21 protein-coding genes are annotated in these 22,396 nt (G+C 46.8%); 3 read left to right on the forward strand and 18 right to left on the reverse strand.

Annotated elements, in window-relative coordinates:
* The first annotated feature begins 13 nt into the window (after positions 1 to 13).
* Both METMA_RS0101200 and METMA_RS0101205 read left to right on the forward strand, forming a co-directional pair.
* Complete coding sequence (locus METMA_RS0101200; RefSeq protein WP_020157228.1) at positions 14 to 1,279, forward strand: YeaH/YhbH family protein; 1,266 nt, start codon at positions 14 to 16, stop codon at positions 1,277 to 1,279.
* A 2-nt stretch (positions 1,280 to 1,281) separates the two neighbouring features.
* Entirely contained in the window at positions 1,282 to 2,778 is a 1,497-nt protein-coding gene (locus METMA_RS0101205) for a SpoVR family protein (protein ID WP_051114316.1), read from the forward strand.
* Between the two features lie 425 nt (positions 2,779 to 3,203).
* Here METMA_RS0101205 and METMA_RS0101210 read toward each other — a convergent pair whose 3' ends face one another.
* The 18 genes from METMA_RS0101210 to METMA_RS0101300 form a co-directional block, all read right to left on the reverse strand.
* On the reverse strand, positions 3,204 to 4,646 hold the full coding sequence (locus METMA_RS0101210) for a hypothetical protein (RefSeq protein ID WP_156830435.1): 1,443 nt from the start codon (positions 4,644 to 4,646) through the stop codon (positions 3,204 to 3,206).
* A gap of 1,172 nt (positions 4,647 to 5,818) precedes the next feature.
* Positions 5,819 to 7,087, reverse strand: a complete 1,269-nt coding sequence (locus tag METMA_RS23650; RefSeq protein ID WP_020157232.1) for a hypothetical protein — start codon at positions 7,085 to 7,087, stop codon at positions 5,819 to 5,821.
* 7 nt (positions 7,088 to 7,094) lie between these two features.
* Complete coding sequence (locus METMA_RS27350) at positions 7,095 to 7,871, reverse strand: C39 family peptidase (RefSeq protein WP_232216303.1); 777 nt, start codon at positions 7,869 to 7,871, stop codon at positions 7,095 to 7,097.
* A gap of 212 nt (positions 7,872 to 8,083) precedes the next feature.
* Positions 8,084 to 8,428 carry a hypothetical protein gene (locus tag METMA_RS26820; protein ID WP_152565145.1) on the reverse strand — a complete coding sequence of 115 codons (345 nt, stop codon included), beginning with the start codon at positions 8,426 to 8,428 and terminating at the stop codon, positions 8,084 to 8,086.
* A 58-nt stretch (positions 8,429 to 8,486) separates the two neighbouring features.
* Positions 8,487 to 8,771 carry a hypothetical protein gene (locus METMA_RS0101230; RefSeq protein WP_020157234.1) on the reverse strand — a complete coding sequence of 95 codons (285 nt, stop codon included), beginning with the start codon at positions 8,769 to 8,771 and terminating at the stop codon, positions 8,487 to 8,489.
* A 147-nt stretch (positions 8,772 to 8,918) separates the two neighbouring features.
* Positions 8,919 to 9,362: a hypothetical protein gene (locus METMA_RS0101235; protein WP_020157235.1), complete on the reverse strand. Its 444-nt coding sequence runs from the start codon at positions 9,360 to 9,362 to the stop codon at positions 8,919 to 8,921.
* A gap of 1,089 nt (positions 9,363 to 10,451) precedes the next feature.
* Positions 10,452 to 10,817 (reverse strand): hypothetical protein, encoded by a 366-nt coding sequence (locus METMA_RS0101240; protein WP_084254066.1) that lies wholly within the window; start codon positions 10,815 to 10,817, stop codon positions 10,452 to 10,454.
* Positions 10,818 to 10,982: 165 nt separating this feature from the next.
* Complete coding sequence (locus tag METMA_RS0101245) at positions 10,983 to 12,302, reverse strand: sulfite oxidase (protein ID WP_020157237.1); 1,320 nt, start codon at positions 12,300 to 12,302, stop codon at positions 10,983 to 10,985.
* A gap of 157 nt (positions 12,303 to 12,459) precedes the next feature.
* Positions 12,460 to 14,142, reverse strand: a complete 1,683-nt coding sequence (locus tag METMA_RS0101250; RefSeq protein WP_020157238.1) for an ABC1 kinase family protein — start codon at positions 14,140 to 14,142, stop codon at positions 12,460 to 12,462.
* Positions 14,143 to 14,157: 15 nt separating this feature from the next.
* A complete protein-coding gene (locus METMA_RS0101255; RefSeq protein WP_020157239.1) occupies positions 14,158 to 14,793 on the reverse strand; it encodes a DUF6781 family protein in 636 nt (211 codons plus the stop codon).
* A 307-nt stretch (positions 14,794 to 15,100) separates the two neighbouring features.
* A complete protein-coding gene (locus METMA_RS0101260) occupies positions 15,101 to 15,307 on the reverse strand; it encodes a DUF6494 family protein (RefSeq protein ID WP_020157240.1) in 207 nt (68 codons plus the stop codon).
* A gap of 73 nt (positions 15,308 to 15,380) precedes the next feature.
* Complete coding sequence (locus METMA_RS0101265; RefSeq protein WP_020157241.1) at positions 15,381 to 15,764, reverse strand: 4a-hydroxytetrahydrobiopterin dehydratase; 384 nt, start codon at positions 15,762 to 15,764, stop codon at positions 15,381 to 15,383.
* A 483-nt stretch (positions 15,765 to 16,247) separates the two neighbouring features.
* Entirely contained in the window at positions 16,248 to 16,856 is a 609-nt protein-coding gene (locus tag METMA_RS0101275; RefSeq protein ID WP_020157243.1) for a hypothetical protein, read from the reverse strand.
* 446 nt (positions 16,857 to 17,302) lie between these two features.
* Positions 17,303 to 18,055, reverse strand: a complete 753-nt coding sequence (locus tag METMA_RS0101280) for a DUF2182 domain-containing protein (protein ID WP_020157244.1) — start codon at positions 18,053 to 18,055, stop codon at positions 17,303 to 17,305.
* Positions 18,056 to 18,059: 4 nt separating this feature from the next.
* The gene (locus METMA_RS0101285; protein ID WP_020157245.1) at positions 18,060 to 18,668 is read right to left on the reverse strand and encodes a DUF1326 domain-containing protein; all 609 of its coding nucleotides are present in this window, start codon (positions 18,666 to 18,668) and stop codon (positions 18,060 to 18,062) included.
* Positions 18,669 to 18,677: 9 nt separating this feature from the next.
* Positions 18,678 to 19,412 carry an SDR family NAD(P)-dependent oxidoreductase gene (locus METMA_RS0101290; protein WP_027146939.1) on the reverse strand — a complete coding sequence of 245 codons (735 nt, stop codon included), beginning with the start codon at positions 19,410 to 19,412 and terminating at the stop codon, positions 18,678 to 18,680.
* Positions 19,413 to 19,985: a beta-class carbonic anhydrase gene (locus tag METMA_RS0101295; RefSeq protein WP_020157247.1), complete on the reverse strand. Its 573-nt coding sequence runs from the start codon at positions 19,983 to 19,985 to the stop codon at positions 19,413 to 19,415.
* A gap of 18 nt (positions 19,986 to 20,003) precedes the next feature.
* Positions 20,004 to 20,657 (reverse strand): DUF938 domain-containing protein, encoded by a 654-nt coding sequence (locus METMA_RS0101300; RefSeq protein ID WP_020157248.1) that lies wholly within the window; start codon positions 20,655 to 20,657, stop codon positions 20,004 to 20,006.
* Positions 20,658 to 20,825: 168 nt separating this feature from the next.
* Here METMA_RS0101300 and METMA_RS0101305 point away from each other — a divergent pair, with 168 nt between their 5' ends.
* Positions 20,826 to 22,391: a sigma 54-interacting transcriptional regulator gene (locus METMA_RS0101305; protein ID WP_027146940.1), complete on the forward strand. Its 1,566-nt coding sequence runs from the start codon at positions 20,826 to 20,828 to the stop codon at positions 22,389 to 22,391.
* Positions 22,392 to 22,396: the final 5 nt, after the last annotated feature.

Genomic DNA, 22,396 nt, shown 5'->3' on the forward strand with positions numbered 1-22,396 from the left:
TGAGGAGAAATTTGTGACTCAAATTGTAGATAGACGCCTGAACGGAAAGAATAAGAGTGCCGTTAACCGGCAGAAATTTATTCGCCGTTTTCGCAACCAGATTAAAAAAGCCGTTGCCGACGCTGTAACCGAGCGTAGCGTGACCGATCTGGATAAAGGTGAAAAGGTTTCTATCCCCGCAAGAGACACCTCTGAACCTTTCTTCCATCATGGTCAGGGTGGCTATCGGGAAAGCATTCATCCAGGCAATAAAGAATTTCGGCAGGGCGATAAAATCGCGCGCCCCGAGGATGGCGCCGGACAAGGTCAAGGCAGTCAAGCCTCCAACACCGGCGAAGGACTGGATGAATTCGTTTTTGAGCTGACCCGTGAAGAATTTCTGCAATTCTTTTTTGAAGATCTTGAATTGCCTAATCTGGTCAAGACCAAACTGGCGACTATACACGAAACCAAAAAGGTGCGGGCAGGACATACCAGCGAAGGAATTCCCACCAATATCAATATTCTTCGTTCATTACGAGGGGCCTTGGGTCGGCGCATCGCCCTACGCGCCCCTCATATCAACAGTATTGCCGAAGCCGAAACGGAACTGGAGGATTTGCTCAAGCGCCATAGTGAGACCGATGCCGTGGTTATTGCGCTACGCGAGGAAATCAATCGGCTCAAGAGAAAAGTGGATCAGATTCCTTTTATCGATACCTTTGACTTGCGTTATGACAACCGTATAGACAGGCCCAAACCCACGACTCAAGCAGTCATGTTCTGCGTTATGGATGTCTCGGGCTCCATGGGGCCTGAAGAAAAAGACATGGCAAAACGGTTCTTCATGTTGTTATATCTGTTTCTGACCCGAACGTACGAAAAAATCCAGGTTGTCTTCATTTCCCACCATACCGAAGCCAGCGAAGTCGATGAAGAAACCTTCTTTTATTCCAGGGAAACCGGTGGTACGGTCGTATCCAGCGCGCTCAATCTGATGGGCAAGATTATTCAGGAACGTTTTCCAACTTCCGAATGGAATATTTATGCCGCGCAGGCTTCAGATGGCGATAACTGGGATAACGACTCAAAAGACTGCACGCAAATACTATCCGAGCAGATCATGCCTTATATGCAATATTATGCTTATATTGAAATTACCGAAGACAGGCATCAGAACCTCTGGCATGAATATCTGACTCTGAAAAGCAAATGGAGCAATTTCGCCATGCAGCGTATCGCAGGAGTCGCTGATATTTATCCTGTATTCCGCAAACTTTTTGAGAAGCAAAGCGCATGAGCATGAGTAGAAAGCCCCTCTCGGAAACATCGGAATGGACATTTGAGCTGATAGAAAAATATCACACACAAATAGCCCGTATCGCCAATAATTTCGGATTGGATACCTACCCGGTTCAACTGGAAATTATTACAGCCGAACAAATGATGGACGCCTATGCTTCAGTTGGCATGCCCATTGGTTACAGTCATTGGTCATTCGGCAAGGAATTCGCTAAAAACGAAAAGCGTTATAAAAGAGGCCAGATGGGATTGGCATACGAAATCGTGATCAATTCCAATCCTTGCATCGCCTATTTAATGGAAGAAAACAGCATGACCATGCAGGCGCTGGTTATCGCGCATGCCGCCTACGGGCATAATTCCTTTTTCAAAAAGAACTATTTATTCACGACCTGGACCAGCGCGGACTCCATTATCGACTATCTGCTGTTTGCCAAAAACTATATTGCGGACTGCGAAGAACGTTACGGAGAAGAACAGGTTGAGGCCATACTCGACTCTTGTCATGCCTTAAAAAACTTTGGCGTGGATCGATACAAACGCCCATCGAAATTATCGCTGCAGGAAGAGCAAGCCCGGCAACGGGATCGTGAAGCCTATCTGCAATCTCAGGTTAACGAATTATGGCGCACTATCCCCACCAAGGAAGTGTTGCGTGATGAAATTGAAGAAGAAGCCCGGTTTCCCGAAGAACCCCAGGAGAATATCCTTTACTTCATCGAGAAAAATGCACCTTTCCTGGAACCTTGGCAACGCGAAATTATCCGTATCGTCCGCAAAATTTCCCAGTATTTTTATCCTCAACGACAGACTCAGGTAATGAACGAAGGCTGGGCCACGTTTTGGCATTACACGATCCTGAATCAGCTTTATGATGAAGGGCTGGTGACGGATGGCTTTATGATTGAATTCCTGCAATCGCATACCAATGTAATTTATCAGCCACCTTTCGACAGCAAATACTACTCAGGCATCAACCCCTACGCGCTGGGTTTTGCCATGATGAGCGATATCCGCAGGATCTGTGAAAACCCGACGCCAGAAGATAAACACTGGTTCCCGGAAATAGCCGGTAGCGACTGGAATAAAACGTTACATTTTGCCATGCAAAATTTTAAGGATGAAAGTTTTATCAGCCAGTATTTGTCGCCTAAAGTCATTCGCGACCTCAAACTGTTTTCTATCCTGGATGATTCCAGGGAAAGAGAGATTGCAGTGACCTCCATCCATGATGAAGACGGTTATCAATATATCCGCCAGGCATTATCTGAACAATACAATCTGGGCAGCAATGAACCCAATATCCAGGTTTATCATGTTGATCGCAAAGGCGACCGCTCATTGACTTTACGTCATACCCAGTATCACCGAATGCCATTAGCTAAAAATGCTGATGAGGTGCTGAAACATGTCGCAAGACTCTGGGGATTCGATGTCCGTCTTGAAACACTTGAAGAGGATGGATCTGTGTTTACTGCATTTGAATGCAATCTGTAACTTAAATCTCGAGTACTGAACAGGCTCGTTCAAGAGCCTGCGACAACCTGCAGCCCTCTTCTAGTACTCAGTCAATTTAATTATGGCGGATAAACTGTAGGTGCGAATTCATTTATGCCCTATGGGTACTTGTGCCCTTCAGGGTATTCGCACTATTCGCATGCTATGGATACTCCGCAAATTTTACTCGTCAGAACAAGGCTGACTGAGTATTAGGACAACAGATACCCTGGCATTTATCGCTTCATACAGCGCACTGTAGCAACAGCAACAGTGCGCTGGCAAAATATGGTCTATAAATAGCCAGCGCTGGTTACGACAGCCGATTGCAAAGCTTTAAGCGCATCAGGCTTTCGCAAAGGACTCTATCCAACATACAAAACCGCGCTCAACCATCTAATTATAAAAACGCCCTCCGTGGTTTATCAGCTAATACTGACTGAATAAGAAAATTTACGTTTTCGGCTTTGGCCTATAATAGATAAACCCGCTAATCCCAAAGCAAACAAAATAAAGCTATTTGGCAGAGGAACCGCTGTCGGGGCTGTTAAAGGTGCGCCGCCGAAAGACAGAATGGTTTTCGCGGCAGCATTGAAATTATGCTTCCAGATATTTCCGGCATTATCAACCGGATCAAAACCGATAAATAACTCAGGCAATAAAAGAGAATCAAGTCCAGTCTTGCTAAGATAGTCACGTAACCAATTTGAGTTATTTTCATCGGCTTCAAGAATATTAAGTATCGGAGCAAACATATTAAACCCTTGGCTTTCGAATAATCGATCATCGAAAACCAGATTCGGCAGACTAGCCCTATACAAGACATTCCCGTTTTTATCGACAAGCCTTAGCTCTTTACCGGCAAAATACTCGCGACCGTCATAACTGGTTATGAGTTGTAACGGATCAATCTCCAGCATGCCGCCATTTAGTGGATCATTTTCGTAATGTTGATTGAACTCATTGGTAAGCGTATTAATGGATAAATCATCAAACGATAATATCTTGCGGTCCGCATCCCAATGAACCTGGCCGCTTTTACTATCTGGTGCAAAATGCCCTATCTTGTCTTCGACCTGATAGGCAGCTGCTGGAGGTGCTTCATATGATATCTCGGTATGGGTATTATCGATACCCAGCACCACTAAACCATTGTGGGTCAGTAAAGGAATATCCACATTCAGAGCCTGCGCATCTTCTTTTAACATGAGTTGATTCTGAAAATGCATTATATTGTCGTCAAACCAGTTTCTCAGAGAGTCGGCTACATTAAAATCACCTAAAAATTCCGTTGTGTGTTTCCCGTTTTCCACAAAAGTAAAAAATCCGTAGCTGGACGTTGTACGCAAACCCGATGCCGACAGCTGTGTGATATTGATCGTATCGCTAATATAAGCAAAAGCAGAAACAGGCTCTGTCTTTAAATTAAATTTCGTGAAGTCCCAGTTAAGGTTTAGAAAAGAGGATGTTGTGTTTGTGAGATTGACTACCGAACCATGGCCAATGGCTGCCCCTTTTGAAAAAAGAGGCTCGGCCGAAAATGCTCCAGACGCAGTGTGAAAGGTATTATGAAATGTTGCTGTCGTTTCCCCGTCATTAGGAATCTGTACCATGGCTGACGCTATGGCGCTGTGCATTGTCGGGGATGTCTGCTGGCCTGTGCTGGTGCTAACCGCCCTCGTATACGTTTCGCTGCTGGCATTGGCAAGGCTATACAAAGGCACACTGTCGGGAATTGAGACTGTTATTACCAAATCACTCGATGTTTCTGCGAACGGTATTGATGTTGCTTGAGCATTTAAAGATAAAGATGAAGCGACTATAAATAAGCCCGTTAACTGAAATATGATGATCCTATGAGTATTCATTAAATTACTCCCTCTGAAGATTGAATAACTGATACTGCGCTGTTCTTATTTCTTGAAACTAACAAGCCTGATAAGCTGCTTTAAAAAATTCTCCTATAAAACAAAATGATTGAATATTTATATTCAAGCGCCTTTTCACGGCCTGCTGGCCAACTGCATACCGCATATATCGCTTAAATTCAGATTACCTGAAAAGCATCTTCGTTTCGGTAATCAACCTATTCAGGCGGTTGCCTTTGTATTACGGCCATGAAATTCTTTTTTTTCTTAATAAATTCAAAGTCCTTATTAACTGTAAATCAGCAATCTATCAGAGGATGAGTAGAACTTGATATTATTAAAGACGAAATCAGTTATTTATCTCTTGCATCAATAAATTTGCTGCCAGACAGGAAGTCTCTGCCCTTTGCTTGCTGAAATCATCGTATTTAAGACGACGAAACTAATACGCAAGGATCGGTAGAACGCTAAATTGTTTATGGATTAATGTTCCGAGCCTTCGCTGGATCGAAACAAAGAATATAGGACTGCCAGCAATGGTGATGATTGTATTGGTGAGACTTTATGCGCTAAATGCTCCCAAATTTAATTCAGTGAAGCGATAAGCTTAATTATTTATGATGTGTTACTGCTCTGTTAAATCGGCAAGCAGCCATGTCATAAATTGATTTGCCAATCACTCCTATGCGGCCTTTATCTCTGTTTTGATAAAATACATCAAGCAGACCGTCACCCTTTCACTATCACTTTTTGAGGAAATCATAATGTGAGCATACTGCTGAGGTCAAGCTTTTTAGGGCGCTGAGTCAAGGCGCTAATTTATAACTTTTCCATGCAGCAATATTAAGATGTTTGAAATGCTGGCGCGGCCATATCATAGCTATTAAACCTGGCTGGCTTTCGATGATTCAAGGGGTGGGGTTTGACATTCAACAATCGTGATTTTCTATACTCACCTGTCTTGAACATGCGTTAGACGCACTGATTGCATACTGCAGCAACCTGATGAATTTGTTGATAGTCTATTATCTCTAAGGCAGCACTTAAAATCAGCGGTAATCAATCAAGCACTGCAGACGTAAGCGCACACTACGAGGAGGAGTTTCAGCCCACCTTTGTGCAGCCGCTAAAACGCCTCCGGTTGTTTTGTGCGTAAAAAGAGATAGGAGAAGCTAAAGTTCCGATTTAAAAGGAATATCAAACCTGAATGGAATGGTTACGTTTAAAAAATAATCAGGTGATGACTCCGTCAGACCGATACCGCCGAGAACGGAGAAAAATAATCTGTGCCCGATGGTCGATGAAGCACCAAAAGTAAAGGCGCTCGAAACACCGTCACTGCCTGGCAATTCAATATCATTAATCTTGGTTTCTTGAATAAATGCCTGCTGTAAACCGATATTCAAAGAGGTCTGCGGACTGGCTGCCAATATTGCGGAGACCGAGAAATTAACCTGATCACCCGGTTCTATACCATTTCTCTCCAAGCTTGTTTGATAAGCGACTCTACCGGTAAAAGCCAGCGGATCCTGACGTTTTAGGAATGTTAATGAACCAATGAAATCGTCAAATCCGATTCCCGTTGAAACATTATTGTCAGTAATATTGCCACTCGCGGAATCCCATGTAAATCGGGCTATTACATCCGGAAGCCAATCACTCTCATGCATTAAGGTTTTAGCAATGCCGACACTCACATCACCAAAAGTTGAAGCACTGGATTTCATATCATTAGGGAATGCTCCGGGTATCGAGGTGACCACGGATTGTTCGATAAACCGGCCGGGAATACGCATTTCAGCCTGAGATTCAAAAGGCAGGCCAATCAGTAATGTTGCACCTGCATCGATTTCGTCTCGGCGGACGCGTTGGTTGAGCACTAGCCCTCCTGCAGTGGCCAAAATAGGCGTATCAGCTTCTCTCCGTGTGTAGGTTGCATAGGGTTGAATTTCTGCCAGACCAAAGGGTAACAGTAAAGCACCAGTTTGGACTAATGTACGTTCCAATGCGCGTTGGGCTGCATCTTCATCTATTTCAAAACTACCTGGAGCTGAACTGGCTGATTGCTTGTTAGCCGATTTATTTTGAGCCTGCGGCTGATTCGCAGGTGGCAGTGATGCGGTTCTTTCAGGAGCACTTGTCGGAGCAACGCTACCTTTGGCGCTAGAATAGCGGCCGGCATCAGGGGCTGTAACAAGTTGCTCCAAATGCTGAACCCGACGCTGAAGATCAGCAATGACTTGATCCCGTTCAGCAATTTTTTGTATCAGTTTGTTTTGTAAATTTGTTTCCGAAGTTTTATCTATTGCGTCCTGTGCGGCATAGCTCCAACTCGATACCAGCATCCCCGTGCTAATCAATAAGATAAATTTTGATGAAATTTTCCAAGGTGGGACAGAATATTTCAGTGAGTTTATCCGATTATTATTATTTTTGGTCATAAAATACCTATCGTGTCATTACAAATTCGCGTGATTCAGGCTTCAAGCGATTAGGCGGTTCAGCTCCATCAAGCCTAGTAATTACAAAACCGACCTTGCCTATTTTAGGGAAATCGATTCTCATCTTTTCAAACATATCAACAAGCATTGTCCGGTTACCCCACGCAGGATCCGCCAATAATACACGGTTGCCTTGTATCCCCCGAAAGATAACAAAATGGTTATATCCCATAATACTTATCGGAACAATGATTGGAGCCTTTTTAATAAGGTCATCAAGCGTGAGTTTACCATAGCCCATGCCTTTGTAACCATGAGCATCTGCATAACGTTTAAGGTCCAGTAACGAAAAACCCTGGCGAATATTGACCAACCCCGGATTTTTGATGTATTCATCCCTGCTCATCAGCGCTTTTGCAACTTCCTTTTCCGTTACCGGATCACCATGCTGGTAATTTAAAAGCGTGGTTAGAGTTGCCGCGCCGCAACTCAGATCCCATTGTTGTATAACGACATTCTCGTGCCGCATTTCAATCAATGACTTCACAGAACGGGCCGGGGAAATTCCTGGATAGCTTCCTATCAGACACAGCAATAGCCCCAGTTTTTTAGCTGTTAAAAAATCCCTCCAAGTCAGTGTCATTAATTTTTGCATACCTGTTATGCCGGAGATAATAGGTTTTTCAGAAGTAAGCCTTGAACAAAAGCGCTTCAGCATTGAAACAAGGGAAAACCCGTGACCGAATAAACAATAACTATCTTTTTTATATGTAAATATAGGCATTTTTATCTCCAGTAGAATTATTTCCATTGAAGCTTCCGAATGGAGCCAGGAGAAATCATTTTTTGATATTTTTATTTTTTGTAAAAAAGTCGTGGAAAAAGAAAACGCCCCGCATTATCATTTAATGCGAGGCGTAACTTGAACTAGTGCGCTTTGAGTGGGATCCGCCTCTCACGCTTCAACATAAAGAGGCGTTTCCTGCTTTTTCTTCTTTAGAATAATGTAGCTGATGAAGAAGAGCCGCTGAAAGCTACGGCGCCATTAGTAGGGACACCTAAAGCATAGCTAGAAAGCGCTGCTGAAGTGCCTTCCGCACCTGAAACAACAAAACCCAAACCAGGTTGAACATCAACTTCAGCATTTGTATATGTTATGCCGAGCAGGTTAGAAATAGCTCCAGCACCAGAATCAGCATAGCCAGCGCCTTCAAATACCACTAATGCACCAGCACTGACGCCGTCCATTTGATCTGCGGACAAAGCCATAGGTTCAGCGCTTACGCCGCCAGCAATTACCAACATTGAAGCACCTGCTAACAAACTAGTTAATTTATTCATTTTATATTCTCCAAATTATTGAATAGCACATTACTTTAAATACAATATTAGACAGGTCTTACAGCGCAGCACCTGATGCAGAAGAGTAAGAGAATGTATAATCTTGAGTAATCTGGCCAGCTTGAGTTGGAATGGATTGCAAAACGATAACACCTGTTGCAGTGTTAGTGTATGTCGCAGCGGCAAATAAACCTGCGGCAGCAGCATAAGCGTCAGCCACGGCAAGACCAGCGGCCGATACATTATCCATTTGTGTTTCTGTCAGGGCGACTGGCTCATCAGCAAATGCAGAACCCATGCCCAAAACCAGTACGCTTGCAGCAATTGTTTTTATTAATTTCATAGCAAAACACCTCAGTTTAATTTATCTAACAAATACCTTAAGTCCTTTAAAACTTAAGGGGTTTCTTAGCCTGTCCCAAGCATAATGCTCGAAGACATTCTAAATTCTTTCAATCTGAACAAACCAAGCTGATGTCAGTGATTCGTGTTAAAAAGGAAGAGCTGTAGGCGCAATGACCGCAACAATGGCACTTCCGCTCAGGTTACTTATAGAGCCTGATGATTTAACGTCGACTTGGATGGAATGAACATTTGAGCCGGTTATGCCCACTGTTGGTGTTACAGATGTGTCCGCCGCAGCTCCATCGCCCACAGCGCTTGCCTGGGCCAGCCCTCCGACAGCAAATCCCCCTCCCGGAAGTTTGGGATTATCGCCGCCCGCCACTGTAATGGCCGCAGTAGTGGTTTTTGTGAGCGCTAAAACATTGGAAATAGCTATTGCCCCCGCATCAACGTCGATACTTGAACCTGCAGTCACCTGATCCATTTCACCCGCTGTAAGTAGTGTCGGACTTGACTTCATTGTTTCCGCTTCTGCAACTGATATAGCTGCACAGGCAGGTATTAATATATAAGCAAATTTTTTAATCATTATTTTACCCCTCAGTTTTCTAAATCAGCTTAGAAACATTACGATCAATTAATAGCTAATTAATCGATTTGTCATATAAATATATATCGCATTATAACCACTTCATCCATTAACGACTTAATAAAGGATTAGACTTAGAATTTATAATACTATTATTTTTATTTATTACCATTAGTACTGTTACCATTAGTAATATTACTTAATATTAACCCAACCCTTGCTTTAAGTTTTTACTAATTTCTTGATACGGTTACAGTATCAATTAATAAACATCAAAAAGACATAGATGAAATCTTAAAAAACACTTAAAATTTAAGTATTGCTAAATTAACTTCTGTTGAAGCTTTATTGACAATCGATGACAGTAGAAATCCAGTTTTTTTCAAATACTGAAACAGGCTATATTTAGCTCAAACCGTTGAGTAACGCGGTTGTGTCATTTGAAATTATGCGCATCGATTAATACTGATCATTTCTCGACCTCGTAGTAGATAATTTCTTTATATCCGCATAGCCGACCCGCTAAATTCAGCCTCGCTTTCAAGTTCAGAAAAAGCGGCCACGTCAGTACGCAATGGTTATCCCATCCCTACAAAATACACAAACAACCAATAACTATTTGATAAATAATATAAAAATAACAATAAAACAAAGAAACTCTTTCTCCAACCCCGCTTTCCGAAGCTCTTCATAACCACTTAAGTGCATTGAAAAACAAGATAATTTAGTATCTTCTTATTTAGTTCCGGAATGATCTAAATATTCGATTAAAACAACAAGATGATTAATATTTATTTAAGCTTTTGATGTAAAAATAAAAAAAGGGTTTTCACACCCTCTTGACAGACAATACCTGAAATAAAAGCAAGCCTAACTTATCGATAGTAATTACTTAATATTTCATAAATATTAAAAACTTATGTTTTTACTTTATTGCAGATCAAAGCTTACAATATTATTTTATTGCCATCTTTTAATGAAATTGACGTCCATTTCATTGGGGCAGATATTGGGAATAATTTCCTGATGAAATTGGAATTATTAATGGGGAACGGCATTAAACAACAAAGCCGGCTATGGAGTTAAGAACTATTGCTCTTGATTTAACCAATACCAGTTCTCAACAATCAGATTTGCACGACGTCCTTTGTGCTCAGAAGGATAATTTTTCGCTAAATATGTCAGTATTTCTTCTTCGGTTTCCGCAGTCAGTTGATGCAAGCCTTGCGTATCTTGCATCCATCGAATCGTTTTCAACCAACCTTCTCGGGTTGCCCTGTTTTGTATGATCAATTTTGCTGAATGACAAACAGTGCACTCGGATTTTACCTTGAGATATCCCTGATCAATAATCAAACCCGTCTTAGCGTCTATATTAGGTCGCGATACCAGCTGCTGAGCGAATAACAGCGACAAGACAAAAATCATAACCCTAACCCTAACAGATAAACTCATGACAGTTCCTGACTCGTATTCAGTCAATTTAATTTTGGCGGTTAAATTGTAGGTGCGAATTCATTTACGCCCTATGGGTACTTGTGCCCTTGAGGGTATTCGCACTATTCGTACACCATGAATGCTCTGCAACTTTTTACTCGTCAGAACAAGGCTGACTGCGTACTAGGTTACTTTAACGGCAATTCGGTGGCAGGCATTATTGAGGTAACCTTTCGGATTCCAGCCCGGCACCACCATGGGCTGCATTTTTCCGGCACTGTCGGTCGCCCTGACCCAGACCTCGTAATAACCGGGACCGGGAAAATCCAGCTCCGCCTGCCAATGCTGCCAGGCCAACCGGTTTTTAGGCTGCCGCAGCTTACAACGCTGCCAGGTCGCACCGAAATCATTGGAAATATCCACAGCCGATACACTCAAATCTCCCGCCCAAGCATGGCCACGCAGTGACAACTTCTGTCCAGCCTTGATCATCGCCCCTGTTTTTGGATAGGTAATCAGCGATTTAACCGGCATGGACTCGATAATACACATATCCTCATCCTTAACATTGCTTCCCGGCTCAACAGGGTGGCAAGGCACCTTATAAGAAAGCCCGGTCATTTTGGCGCCATCGTGGATTTTATTGCGCACGACAATTTTACTGAGCCATTTTCCCGACGTGGAAGCAGGCCAGCCTCCGCAGACCAATCTTAACGGGTGACCGTTCATGGCCGGCATATCCGCACCATTCATGGCCCATGCAATCAGCGTTTCATCTTCAAGCGCCTTGCTCATCGGTACGCCTCTGGAAATAGAATCAAGACTGGATTTGCCGCTGATATGTGTATCACGCCCGTAATAGCCTATATAAACCGCGTCATCTTTAATGCCTAACGATTCCAGCACATCCCGAAGACGCACGCCGGTCCATTCAGGACAACCTACCGCCCCAACCGTCCATTGCCCCTCGGGAACTGGCGGATTAAATTCACTCCTGCCATTACCGGCGCATTCGATCGTTAATTGGTACGTATAATGTTTAAATTTCCGTTTCAGCTCTTCAAGGCTGAACTGGGCATGGGATTCGATGGATTCGCCTTCGATGCGCAGCATCCAGGCGGCGGGATCAATGTTTTCAGGCGGAATACCATTGTTGCGGATAAATAATTTATCAACCGGGGTAATTAAATCATCCAGTAGGTGGGCTGGTGTTTCCGCACTGACGGGCCTGTCATTCACCACAATCAGGCCGGGATGCTTACCAGGAATATGGAAAGATTCATCGGTATCTGCAAAAGCGGCTGGTATCAACCCGCCAGGCATATTGTCGGCAAAAGGGATATGGGCGCCCAGTGCAGCGCTCATCGCCCATAACCCGCTTTTCTTTAAAAACCCTCGCCGGGAAACCGGCTCGACTTCCCTGCCCCAAATGAGCTGATCTGCTTTCTCAGGATTGTCTCTATATAGCTCATGAATACCTCTCAGGATGCTTTTGTTCTTCATGATAAATCCCTCTAATCTCTTAATGAAGGAGGAAGCTAATCCATGGATCTAGTCTTATCAGCCTTAAAAATCAAGGCTAAAGTAATCATTATCATCTCAAATTAGCTAGAGAACTATAAGTTCTAATACTTACAACCTTTGCTATTACAAGAAGTCATCAGCGTTTATGACCACTTTGCCACATAGAAAGCAGTACCCAGACAAATCCCAGGGTTGCAAGCGTAAAGCCAAGAAAAGCGAAAGCCGGCACCCCGAAGATATAAGGCCCTCTTTCTATCGTCGTGATAATGGATGAACCAATAATAAGCGCGGCGGTTATGATGCCCATGGTGAGCCGGCTCATGGCATTATCGGTTTTGTTGGCGTAGTATTCGAGATGCCTGACGTCGATATCGATCTGAAAAGCGCCTTTGCGCGAGGCATGCAGCAATTTGCGCATATCCTTCGGCAAGTTGGAAATTATATCGGCGACACTGACCAGATTACGCCAGCCACGCCTGGCAATGGCTTCCGGCCTGTAGCGTTCCATCATGATTTCCTCAAGATAAGGCGCCGCAAAGACCAGGGTGTTGAAGTCGGGGTTAAGGTGCCTGCCGAGGCCATCCAGGGTAATATAAGCCTTGATCAGCAGAGCCAGATCCGCGGGCAGAATCAGATTGTGATCCCTCAGCAAGGCCATCAGATCGCCCATCATGTCCGTCAGACTCAAATCCTTGACCGTGAGCGAACTGTATTGATCGACAAAGGCTTCTATCTCCACGGTAAGCGCTTGTTCATCTACGGTAGGGTTGTCCGACCAGTCTTCCAGGATTTCAACTACCCTGGCAGGGGCATGGTTGACCATGCCGTACAGCAAACTGACGACCTGCTCCCGACGCTCTTCAGTCAGGCGGCCGATCATGCCGAAATCGATGAACGCCAGTTTATTATCATGCAGATAAAATACGTTGCCCGGATGCGGATCAGCATGAAAAAAACCATCTTCCATGATCATTTGCATGACTGCCTTGGCGCCACGATCAGCCAGCAGTTTTCTGTCCAACCCTGCTCGTTCGACCGATTCCAGGTCTCTGCCTTGCACGCCTTCAATGTATTCCTGAACATTCAGTCTTTCGCACGTCCATTCCCAATAGACCTTGGGAATTTTGATATTAAGATCGCCGCTTAAATTGAGAGCGACCTGTTCCGAATTCCGGCCCTCACTGGCGAGATCGAGTTCTCGGCGCAATGATTGATTAAATTGACGCAGTATATTTCGCGGATGAAAACGTCGAAGCTCCGGTTCTTCGGATTCGGCAATATCCACAATGCGTTGTAAAAGCCTCAAATCCGCTTCAATAATTTTACGCAGGCCGGGACGCCGGACCTTCAAAATAACCTGAGTGCCGTCCTTGAGCACGGCTTTATGAACCTGGGCAACTGATGCGGCGGCCAGCGGTTGTCTGTCAACATACGCAAAAACCTCATCGATGCAGCCGCCGATATCCTCTTCAATCTGGGGAAGCAGTTCATCAAACGGCAGAGGAGGCGCCTGATCCTGAAGTTTTTCAAATTCGGCGATATAGGGCGGTGGAAACACGTCCACTCGAGTCGCCAGAATTTGTCCTAGTTTGATATATGTGGGCCCCAAATCCTCTAGGACGCGCCGAACGCGTTGCGGCGTATCGAGCCTCACGTATTCCTCCACGTGCTTCCAATGCAACACCTTTCCCGCCCGCTCGAGCGCCTGCCCCATCCCCAGGACACGCACAAAACCGCCAAAGCCGTAACGGATCAATATGGTCGCTATTTCCTGGGCCCGCCCCAGATCCCTGGCCGCGTTTAGCATCTGCCACAGCATTTTATTGGCCGGCGATTATTTTTTAGCCTGAGATGAACGCAGGCTTTCAGCAATGCCTGATAAAATTCCGCTGCCTATTTCAGCTAATGCGGAAGTTGCCGCCACCGTACTTGATATAAGCGTGTCCTTGCTAATCCGCGGCAGGCCTTTCAGCGCGTCCATAGCGATTGAAGCCTGCTGACCAACCGCCGTCCCGCTTTGCCGCGCATGCGTAGTAAAGTCATTGACGATATCCGCAATGATTTGATTGCTGTCCTTGGCAATTTTCTTGACCGTACCCAGAAACAGCTCTTCTAGCTGCTGTATATCGTCAGCAGCCTTGTTAAAATCATGTTGGGAATAATCACTGACCTTGGAAGCCGCCTCCTGGATAGCCAGTTTTGATGCTTCCGCAGCCGTCGCCAGAGCATCATCCAAGGCCGATACCGCCTGCGTAAAAGCCTCTTTGGAATATTCGCCCTGACTTCCCATCCCCTCGCCGATACCTTTGCTGACAGCGTCAGCCACATTGCTGATATTTTCCATATCCAGCCGCCGTTCCGTCAGAGCTTTCAAGGTAATATCCTTGACTCGCCGATAAATATCGGAACCCGAGTCCACCGCGTCCCGAACTGCTTCTTGTACATCTTGTTGCCGGTTTAATTCAGTCATAGCCGTTCTCCAAACGCCTGCGTAAACAAAAGACCCTCTATATTTTATATAAAAAAGTCACGATAGGATTCATGCTGATACGCGTCCCTGGTGCTTAAGTCGACCTTGTTCTGACGAGTAAAAAAGTATGGCACGGGTTACTTGTGCACTCCTTAGAATTCATAAAGTGCGAATACCCTCAAGGGCACAAGTACCCATAGGGCATAAATGAATTCGCACCTGCAAATTTACCCGTCATAAATAAATTGACTGACTAATAGCATGCTGGCCCTACCTTTTCTTTAGAGCAACAGAGAGAATAACACAACTACTCCAGATCGATCTCTCCCTTAATGTTGTAATTCAGGTTTATAGAAGGGATATCAAGCGTCATCGAGACATCGAGCGTTTCGGAACCATTCAGTTTCCCCGATTCAATCGCTTGCGCAACGGCGTGCTCGATTTCTCGCTGCGATGTCACGCCGACTTTTTTGAGGTATTTTCTGACTTCCATATTCAAAGTATCTTCATTCATTTCGACCTCCAGTGGATCAAACTGCGAAATTATTCTACTTTAACTGACAGGTTACCCGGCCGCAGTCAGACGCTCAATCGTATTTAATGTATTTGAAGCGTGGATCATCGGGGGTCCCTGGCAAAGCGCCGCCCTCCTTACCGGGCTGCCAGCAGATCACCTCCTCGATTTTTTTAGCCAGTTCAAAATCTTTATCGGTAATGCCCTTGGCTTCATGATTCATCAACTTAACGATGACAAAAGCATAGGAAACGGTGAGATCGGGATGGTGAAAAGCCGCCTCTGCCAGATGCCCGATAGTGTTCACAACCATTAACGTCGATTTCCAGCCGCTGGTTTTATATTTGCGGCGAATCCAACCTTTTTCAAGATACCAGTGCGGCAGTTCTTCTTTCAACCGCTCTTCAACATCGGCATCGGAATAAGTTTCTTGTTGTTTGCGTTCTCTCCAGCCCATAACAGCTTACCTCGTATTTGATTATTAATTTAGAGTTCTCAGTAAACCGGCAGTCAAGTTATCGAAGCACATGAACCATAAAACGGATTAGAATGTTTTTACATGATTTTGTTGCACTAACAATAACCTAGGTAATCAGTCCAATTGCGCCATACTGTTCTATCAGAAACAATACCGGCCTATCCGAGGATAACGTAAGCAAAAAATTAAGTTAACCCTACTTTTAAGCAATGAAAAGGAAGGCTTTATGTTTAATAAGTTGATAATATTCATCAATTTCTTCATCAGTCTGAGTATTTTAATAATACTTTTCCTGATCAAAGAATTTTCTTCATCCCTAAAACATACCAAAATTCGACCTGTCAATCGCTTCTCCTTACCAGAGAAACAAGATGAAAGCGTATAACAAACCGAACGTTAAATAAAGCCAGACTGACAGCCTGATATCGGGATGATCAATTGAGGTGTCGATTCTTCTTTATCTCATTGACCTTCCGTTTCCGGCTCGAGATGAGCGGCTTCACAGCCATTCTGATAAAAAATAAGGGAAGGTGGGAATGGAACGACATCAACGGTTAAAGTCGTTTCATTTTGAAATGCGTCAATAGCTGCCGCTACGGCATTACGGAAATTCTTACTCAACTGCTTGGCCAGCTTCTGCTGTGCCTCATCCTCTCCAAGGGAAAACGGATCTTCGGCAAGATTAGTGGCCTCAACGGCCTCCTGCAGGGCATCAATTGAGAATGCTTGTATTTTATTTTCGAATTCGGCGAAGACCTCAGGACCTTTCTCTCTCTTGATACGCTCTATATCGTCGGCGTCCGCATAAACCAGAAACACCCCTTTAGCGCCTTGAAAATCATTCTTACAGACGCCGCCATCCATGATTCTGACCAGCTTTAGGGTTTCATCGCCTTTATTGATGGTAAGCGGCGGATTCTGCCCTGACATGTCCGGAGCATCTTCAGGCACGGCTGGCGTCTCGGTGGTTGCAGGCATCCCGACATCTGCCCCCTGTTTGACTTCCTGGGTGGAACACGCCGCCAGCAGAATAAATAGCACACCTGTTAAAGATTTTACGCTTGCCTTCATAAATACTCCTTTCGCGATGGTTACGGCTGGGACGTAAGCTTGCCATATTATAAGCTTTAAGGGACTCTTAAGATAAGAGAAAGATTGCGCTAAACAGCTTCAGATAAAAGGCCGATGTTTTAGAGCGTTGTAAGCGTGCCATCACGATAATCGCGAAAAGCCTGTTCGCTTTCCGCCTGGTTACTCATGACAAAAGAACCGGATTGCGGCTGCTTCCATTAGCGGCCTGGCCGCCAATATCAAAACTGGCTGTCGACATCTTGAATTTTCAGTTCGATGTCCGGTCCATGCCGGTCGCCAACAGTCCAAGCTGGCCTGCCATTAAGCAATCCGTGGCAGTCACCGACATTAAGCTCCCCCAAACATTAATCAGCACAGCCCGCTGTCCATGCGTAGACTGCAGGCCTGATTTTTTGTTCCGTCAGGCGACTGATCATGATCCGGCCTTAAAGCCCCCACAACAATGCGCCCCAGAGCAAAAAAACGACGCCACCCGCTTTACAGATGAAGCCCGACTCGACAGGCAGCCATTTCTCGACAATAACCAGCAGGGTGATCAGCGCCATGGCGGGCAGATTCATCACCCCGACGGCAAACATGATCAACATCTGCGCCCAACAACAGCCAAGACAGGTCGCCCCATGCCTGAACCCCATGATCAGCGCGCCTGAAGCCCCTTCGCGCCATTCATTGAGCAGGAACCCCATCGGAGACTTGCAGTGCGTCAGGCAGGCGTTTTTAGCCGGCATGAACTGATAAATGCCGGCCAGAAACAACACACCGACCGCCAATACGGTGCTCTGATTGTCCATCATCGGCGTCAGCCAGGACCAGCCGTGAAACTGCCATTGCAACAGCGTCAGCACGCTGCTGAACAGAAACCAGACCAACAGATAGGCCAGGACAAACAGATAACCGAGCCGATGCGGCGCTTTTGTGCGCTGTTGGCAGACGCGATGAAAAGCCATGATCATGGGGATAGCGGACGGCAGCATCATGGCCGCCATCATGACCGCCCACATGCTGTAAACCAGCGCGAAGTCGATAAAACGCCAGGCTGCCATTTCCGACGGCGGCATCCACATCTGCGACATCGGCGATGAGACCATCTGCCAATGCTGATAGAAGAGCCAGCCCCAGGCCGCAACAATCACCGCCAGTACAACGGCCAGAACAGATATTTGTGCTCTAAAAAACAAATTATTAAGGCGTGTAGGTAAATGCCGAGAAATAGCCATTGCGCCCGGAAAACGTCCAGTCCTTGTCATAATCCTGATAGCGATACTGTTTGGACCGGCTGACAATGGATGGATGGCTGGTCACCACGCACAACGGCGGATTGTTGATCGTGGCCGGACCGCCGGATATGCCCGCAATACTTTCTATCTCGGCCTGGGCGATGCCGGGAATGGTCAACTGCCGGCTGATGCCCTGCCCCTGATAATCGATTTTAACCTTCTTGACGCCCAGCACCTCGCCGACAAAGCTCATCAGCACAGCCGGATGGCCGCCCTGCTGGCCGCTGAATATCTGCACGATCGCATCGGACTGACTGTCGCTGGCGCGCTCATCGACATACAAAGCCGCCTGCCAGCCGCCGTCTATCATCAGCCCCGGCGCGTAGCAGGCCAGCGCGACATTCAGGCCGTCCAGCGATTGCCCGTCCAGCTGCCCCTGGTCGATATGCCAGGCCACCAGCAGCTTGCAATCGCCCTCGGTGGGCGGTTGCAGCCAGACGCAGGGACAGGACGTTTCGCAGTTACAGGTTTCGAAATAATCGCCTTGCAAGGACCAGTTCTTTGTTTGCGGCATAACACTCTCCTAAAACGGTTCTTTGAACGGGCGCAGATCCAGTTCATGCGTCCATGCGCTCGGATGCTGCTTATGGATAGCCCAGTAGGTCCGGGCTATCGCACTCAGTTTCAGCAGACCATCCCTGCCTTTGGCCTTGACGTAATCCGGAAATTGCTGCCGGGCGCGGTCACCGTCGATCACGCCGTCGATCACGGCATGCACGACATGGATGCCCTGTGGCGAGAATTCCCGTGCCATGCCCTGTGCCAAGGCTCTTAATCCGGCCTTGGCGCTGGCAAATGCCGTAAAAGGCGGTTTGGCCCGCAACGAGGCAGTCGCGCCGGTAAAAAACAGCGTGCCTTGATGCCGCTCCTTCATGGCATTCACGGCGGCTTTGCCGAACAGGAACGCCCCCAGGCAATTTTGCTCCCAGAGCACGGCGAAGGTCTTCTCCTCGGTTTCAAGCAACGGTGCAGGAATATTACTGTCGACGTTATAGGCGGCAATCTCGACCTGAAAACCGCCCAATTCCACCATCTTGAACAAATGCGCGACATCGCGCTCGACAGTGGCGTCGGCAATCACAGAGGTGACCGCGCCGCCTTTTTGCCGAATCACGTCAGCAACCCGCTGCAGTTTATCTTCGCTGCGGCCGGCGATGAAGACGTGCAAACCTTTTAAAGCAAAATACTTGGCGAGCGTCGCGCCTAGTCCTTGCTCTGGACCAACACCAATAATAACGGCTGAACATGGCTGCACTATTTACTTTCCCGCTTCGGTTGCCTCAGGCACTTCGATTAATTTCCCTGATTTGACGTCATAAATATAACCGTAAACCGGAATATCGGACGGCACCAGGGGATGCGACTTGATACGTATGACATCTTCGAGCACGCTTTGTGCCTGGTCCTTAATCGTCAGCCAGTCGATGTACTTGCCTTCCGCCGAGCCCGGCCCCTCGCAGCAATCGTGCCAGCCGCTTTCATCGACAGAAGCCGTCTTCAGGCTGCTGCTCAGCAGATCGCGCATGATTTCGTCGTTAAAGGTCTCCATGCCGCAGTCGGTATGATGAATAACAAACCATTCGCGCGTGCCCAGCAATTTATAGGAAATCACCAGCGAGCGGATGGCATCATCACTGGCCCTGCCGCCGGCATTGCGGATCACATGCGCGTCACCTTCGGACAGACCGGCATATTTGGCCGGGTCCAGGCGCGCATCCATGCAGGTCAGAATCGCGAAATGCCGGCCGGGCGGCATCGGCAAATCGCCTTTATCGAATCCTGCCGCATAATCGTGATTCGCGGCAAGCACTTCATTCAATATTTTGCTCATGGAAACTCCTCCCTTTGGTTATTTTCTGCCGAATATCAACGAGAAATTATTGGCCGGCATGTCGATCTGTTCTTTTAATTCCAGGCCATGCTTTTCGGCCGCTTTTTTCAGATCGGCCACATCCTTAAGACCCCATTCCGAGACGCCGGCGGAACTTAAAGTGTCGTGGAACTCCCTGTTGGAATCGGTCGTGAACTTTCCTTCCATCTGGAAAGGTCCGTAGATCAGCAGAATACCGGTATCATCGAGCAGATAAGAGGCGCATTCCATCATGCCGTCGGCTATTGAAATCGGCGCGACCTGAAAAATATTGATGCAGAAAATGGCCGAGAACGATCCCGGACTGCCAGGATTAAACCAGGTCTGCGGATCGGTTAAGTCCAGATGCACCGGATCGGCAATATTGTCGTTGCTGTGATCGACCGACAACTGTTTGATGTTGTCGAAAACGCTTTGATCCTTATCGGACGGATGAAAATGCAAATGCTCGAAATGCGGCGCAAAATAATTGATATGCATACCGCTGCCGCTGGCCATCTCCAGTACGCGGCCAGGGCCTTTAGGGAGTTTTTCTTTCAATACGCCCAAAAGCGGTTCGCGGTTACGGCTGCCGGCCCAGGCAACATATTCACTTAAAGGATGCGGATCCAAGGGGGGTCTTTGTTGATTCATCGTTAAACTCTCAATTGGTTATTGTTAAGGTGCGATTCAATAATCAGCAAACTACATGCCAGCAAATTTAAATAATATTTTACTTAAAAAACAAAGACTTGATTTTTTACTTTACATCAATTGAGAAGCCATGCTTCAATGAGTGAAAATCAATTTCACAAAGCAGTCATGAGCAATAACTCTCTTTCCGATTTAACGCCCGTTTTCTTCCTCCAGACTTTTATTCTTGAATTGATGCATGCCAGCGAGCAACAGGGGCAAAAGCACTGCGAGCAATTAATCGAACACATCGCCAAAACGGCCGGTTGTTTTTTTGAAGAAACCTATCGTAGCGACACCAACAAAAGCGGCATGCTCGATAGAGAAAGCTATACCGAACTCATTCTGGGGCTTAAAAACAATATCGGCGGTAAATTTTCGCTGGCTTCGAGTAATCAGTCGTGTATTACGGTGACCAACTCCAGCTGCCCCTTCGGCGACCGCGTGACCAATTTCCCGGAATTATGCGGCATGACCTCAAGCGTATTCGGCGGTATCGCGGCCAGAAACTTCGGTTACGCCAAGGTCGAGATCAAAAAGAGCATCGCCCGCAACCATGGCTGTTGCGAAGTTTGCGTTTACACCAACCGCGAAGCCGGCAAGGACCGCCCCGGCATCGAATACACCGACACGACGCCGGTCAAGGAAAAGCAGGATATCGATAACCTGCAGGAACGCATCGAGGAAAGCATGCAGCAGATCTGGCGCAAGCAAGCCAAGCCGCCCGCCAAAAAGCACCAGCCGCCGGCCATTGTCGCCAAGTCGCCCACCATGCAGAAAGTTCTGCAATCCATAGAAGTGGTTGCGCCCACATTGGCGACGGTACTGATCCAGGGCCAAACCGGCGTCGGCAAGGAATTGATCGCGCGCGCCATCCACGCGATGAGCGAGCGCTGCCGGAAACCGTTTATTCCGATCAACTGCGGCGCCATCCCGGAAAGCCTGCTTGAAAGCGCGCTGTTCGGGCATGAAAAAGGCGCGTTTACCGGCGCCATCGAAGTGCATCAAGGGTATTTCGAGCGCGCCGAAGGCGGCACGCTATTTCTCGATGAAGTCGATTCCCTGTCGCCGGCCGCGCAAACCCGCCTGCTGCGCGTGATTCAGGAGGGCGAACTGGAACGGGTCGGCGGCAAGCAGACCCTGCCGGTCGATCTGCGCATCATCTCGGCGACCAACCAGGATCTGGAAGAGCAGGTCAAGCAGGGGCTGTTCCGTCATGACCTGTACTACCGTATTAATGTAGTCCGACTCAGCATTCCGCCCCTGGCCGAACGCCCCGAAGATCTGCCTTACCTGGTTCACCTGATCATCCAGCGCCTGAACAAGAAATACAACAAACAAGTCCAATCGGTCAGCCGCGAAGTCATGCAGAAAATACGCACCTACCCCTGGCCGGGCAATGTCCGCGAACTGGAAAACATCCTCGAACGCAGCCTATTGTTTACCCAGAGCGAAGAAATTACCGACCTGGATTTGGAACTCCCGACCACGGTAAACGTCGCCGACGAATGGAAGGACATCAAGGAAAGCGCCCTGGTCCGAGTCGAGCAGGCCTATCTGAAAACGGCACTAAAAGCCCACCGGGGCGATGTCAATAAAATTGCCGAGAGCATGGGCGTCACGCCGCGCGCCGTCTACGGCAAGCTGAAAAAATACGCTTTCAACCCGGCCGAATACCGAAGCCCGTCACCGTAACCCGA

Source organism: Methylobacter marinus A45 (assembly GCF_000383855.1).
Taxonomy (GTDB): domain Bacteria; phylum Pseudomonadota; class Gammaproteobacteria; order Methylococcales; family Methylomonadaceae; genus Methylobacter; species Methylobacter marinus.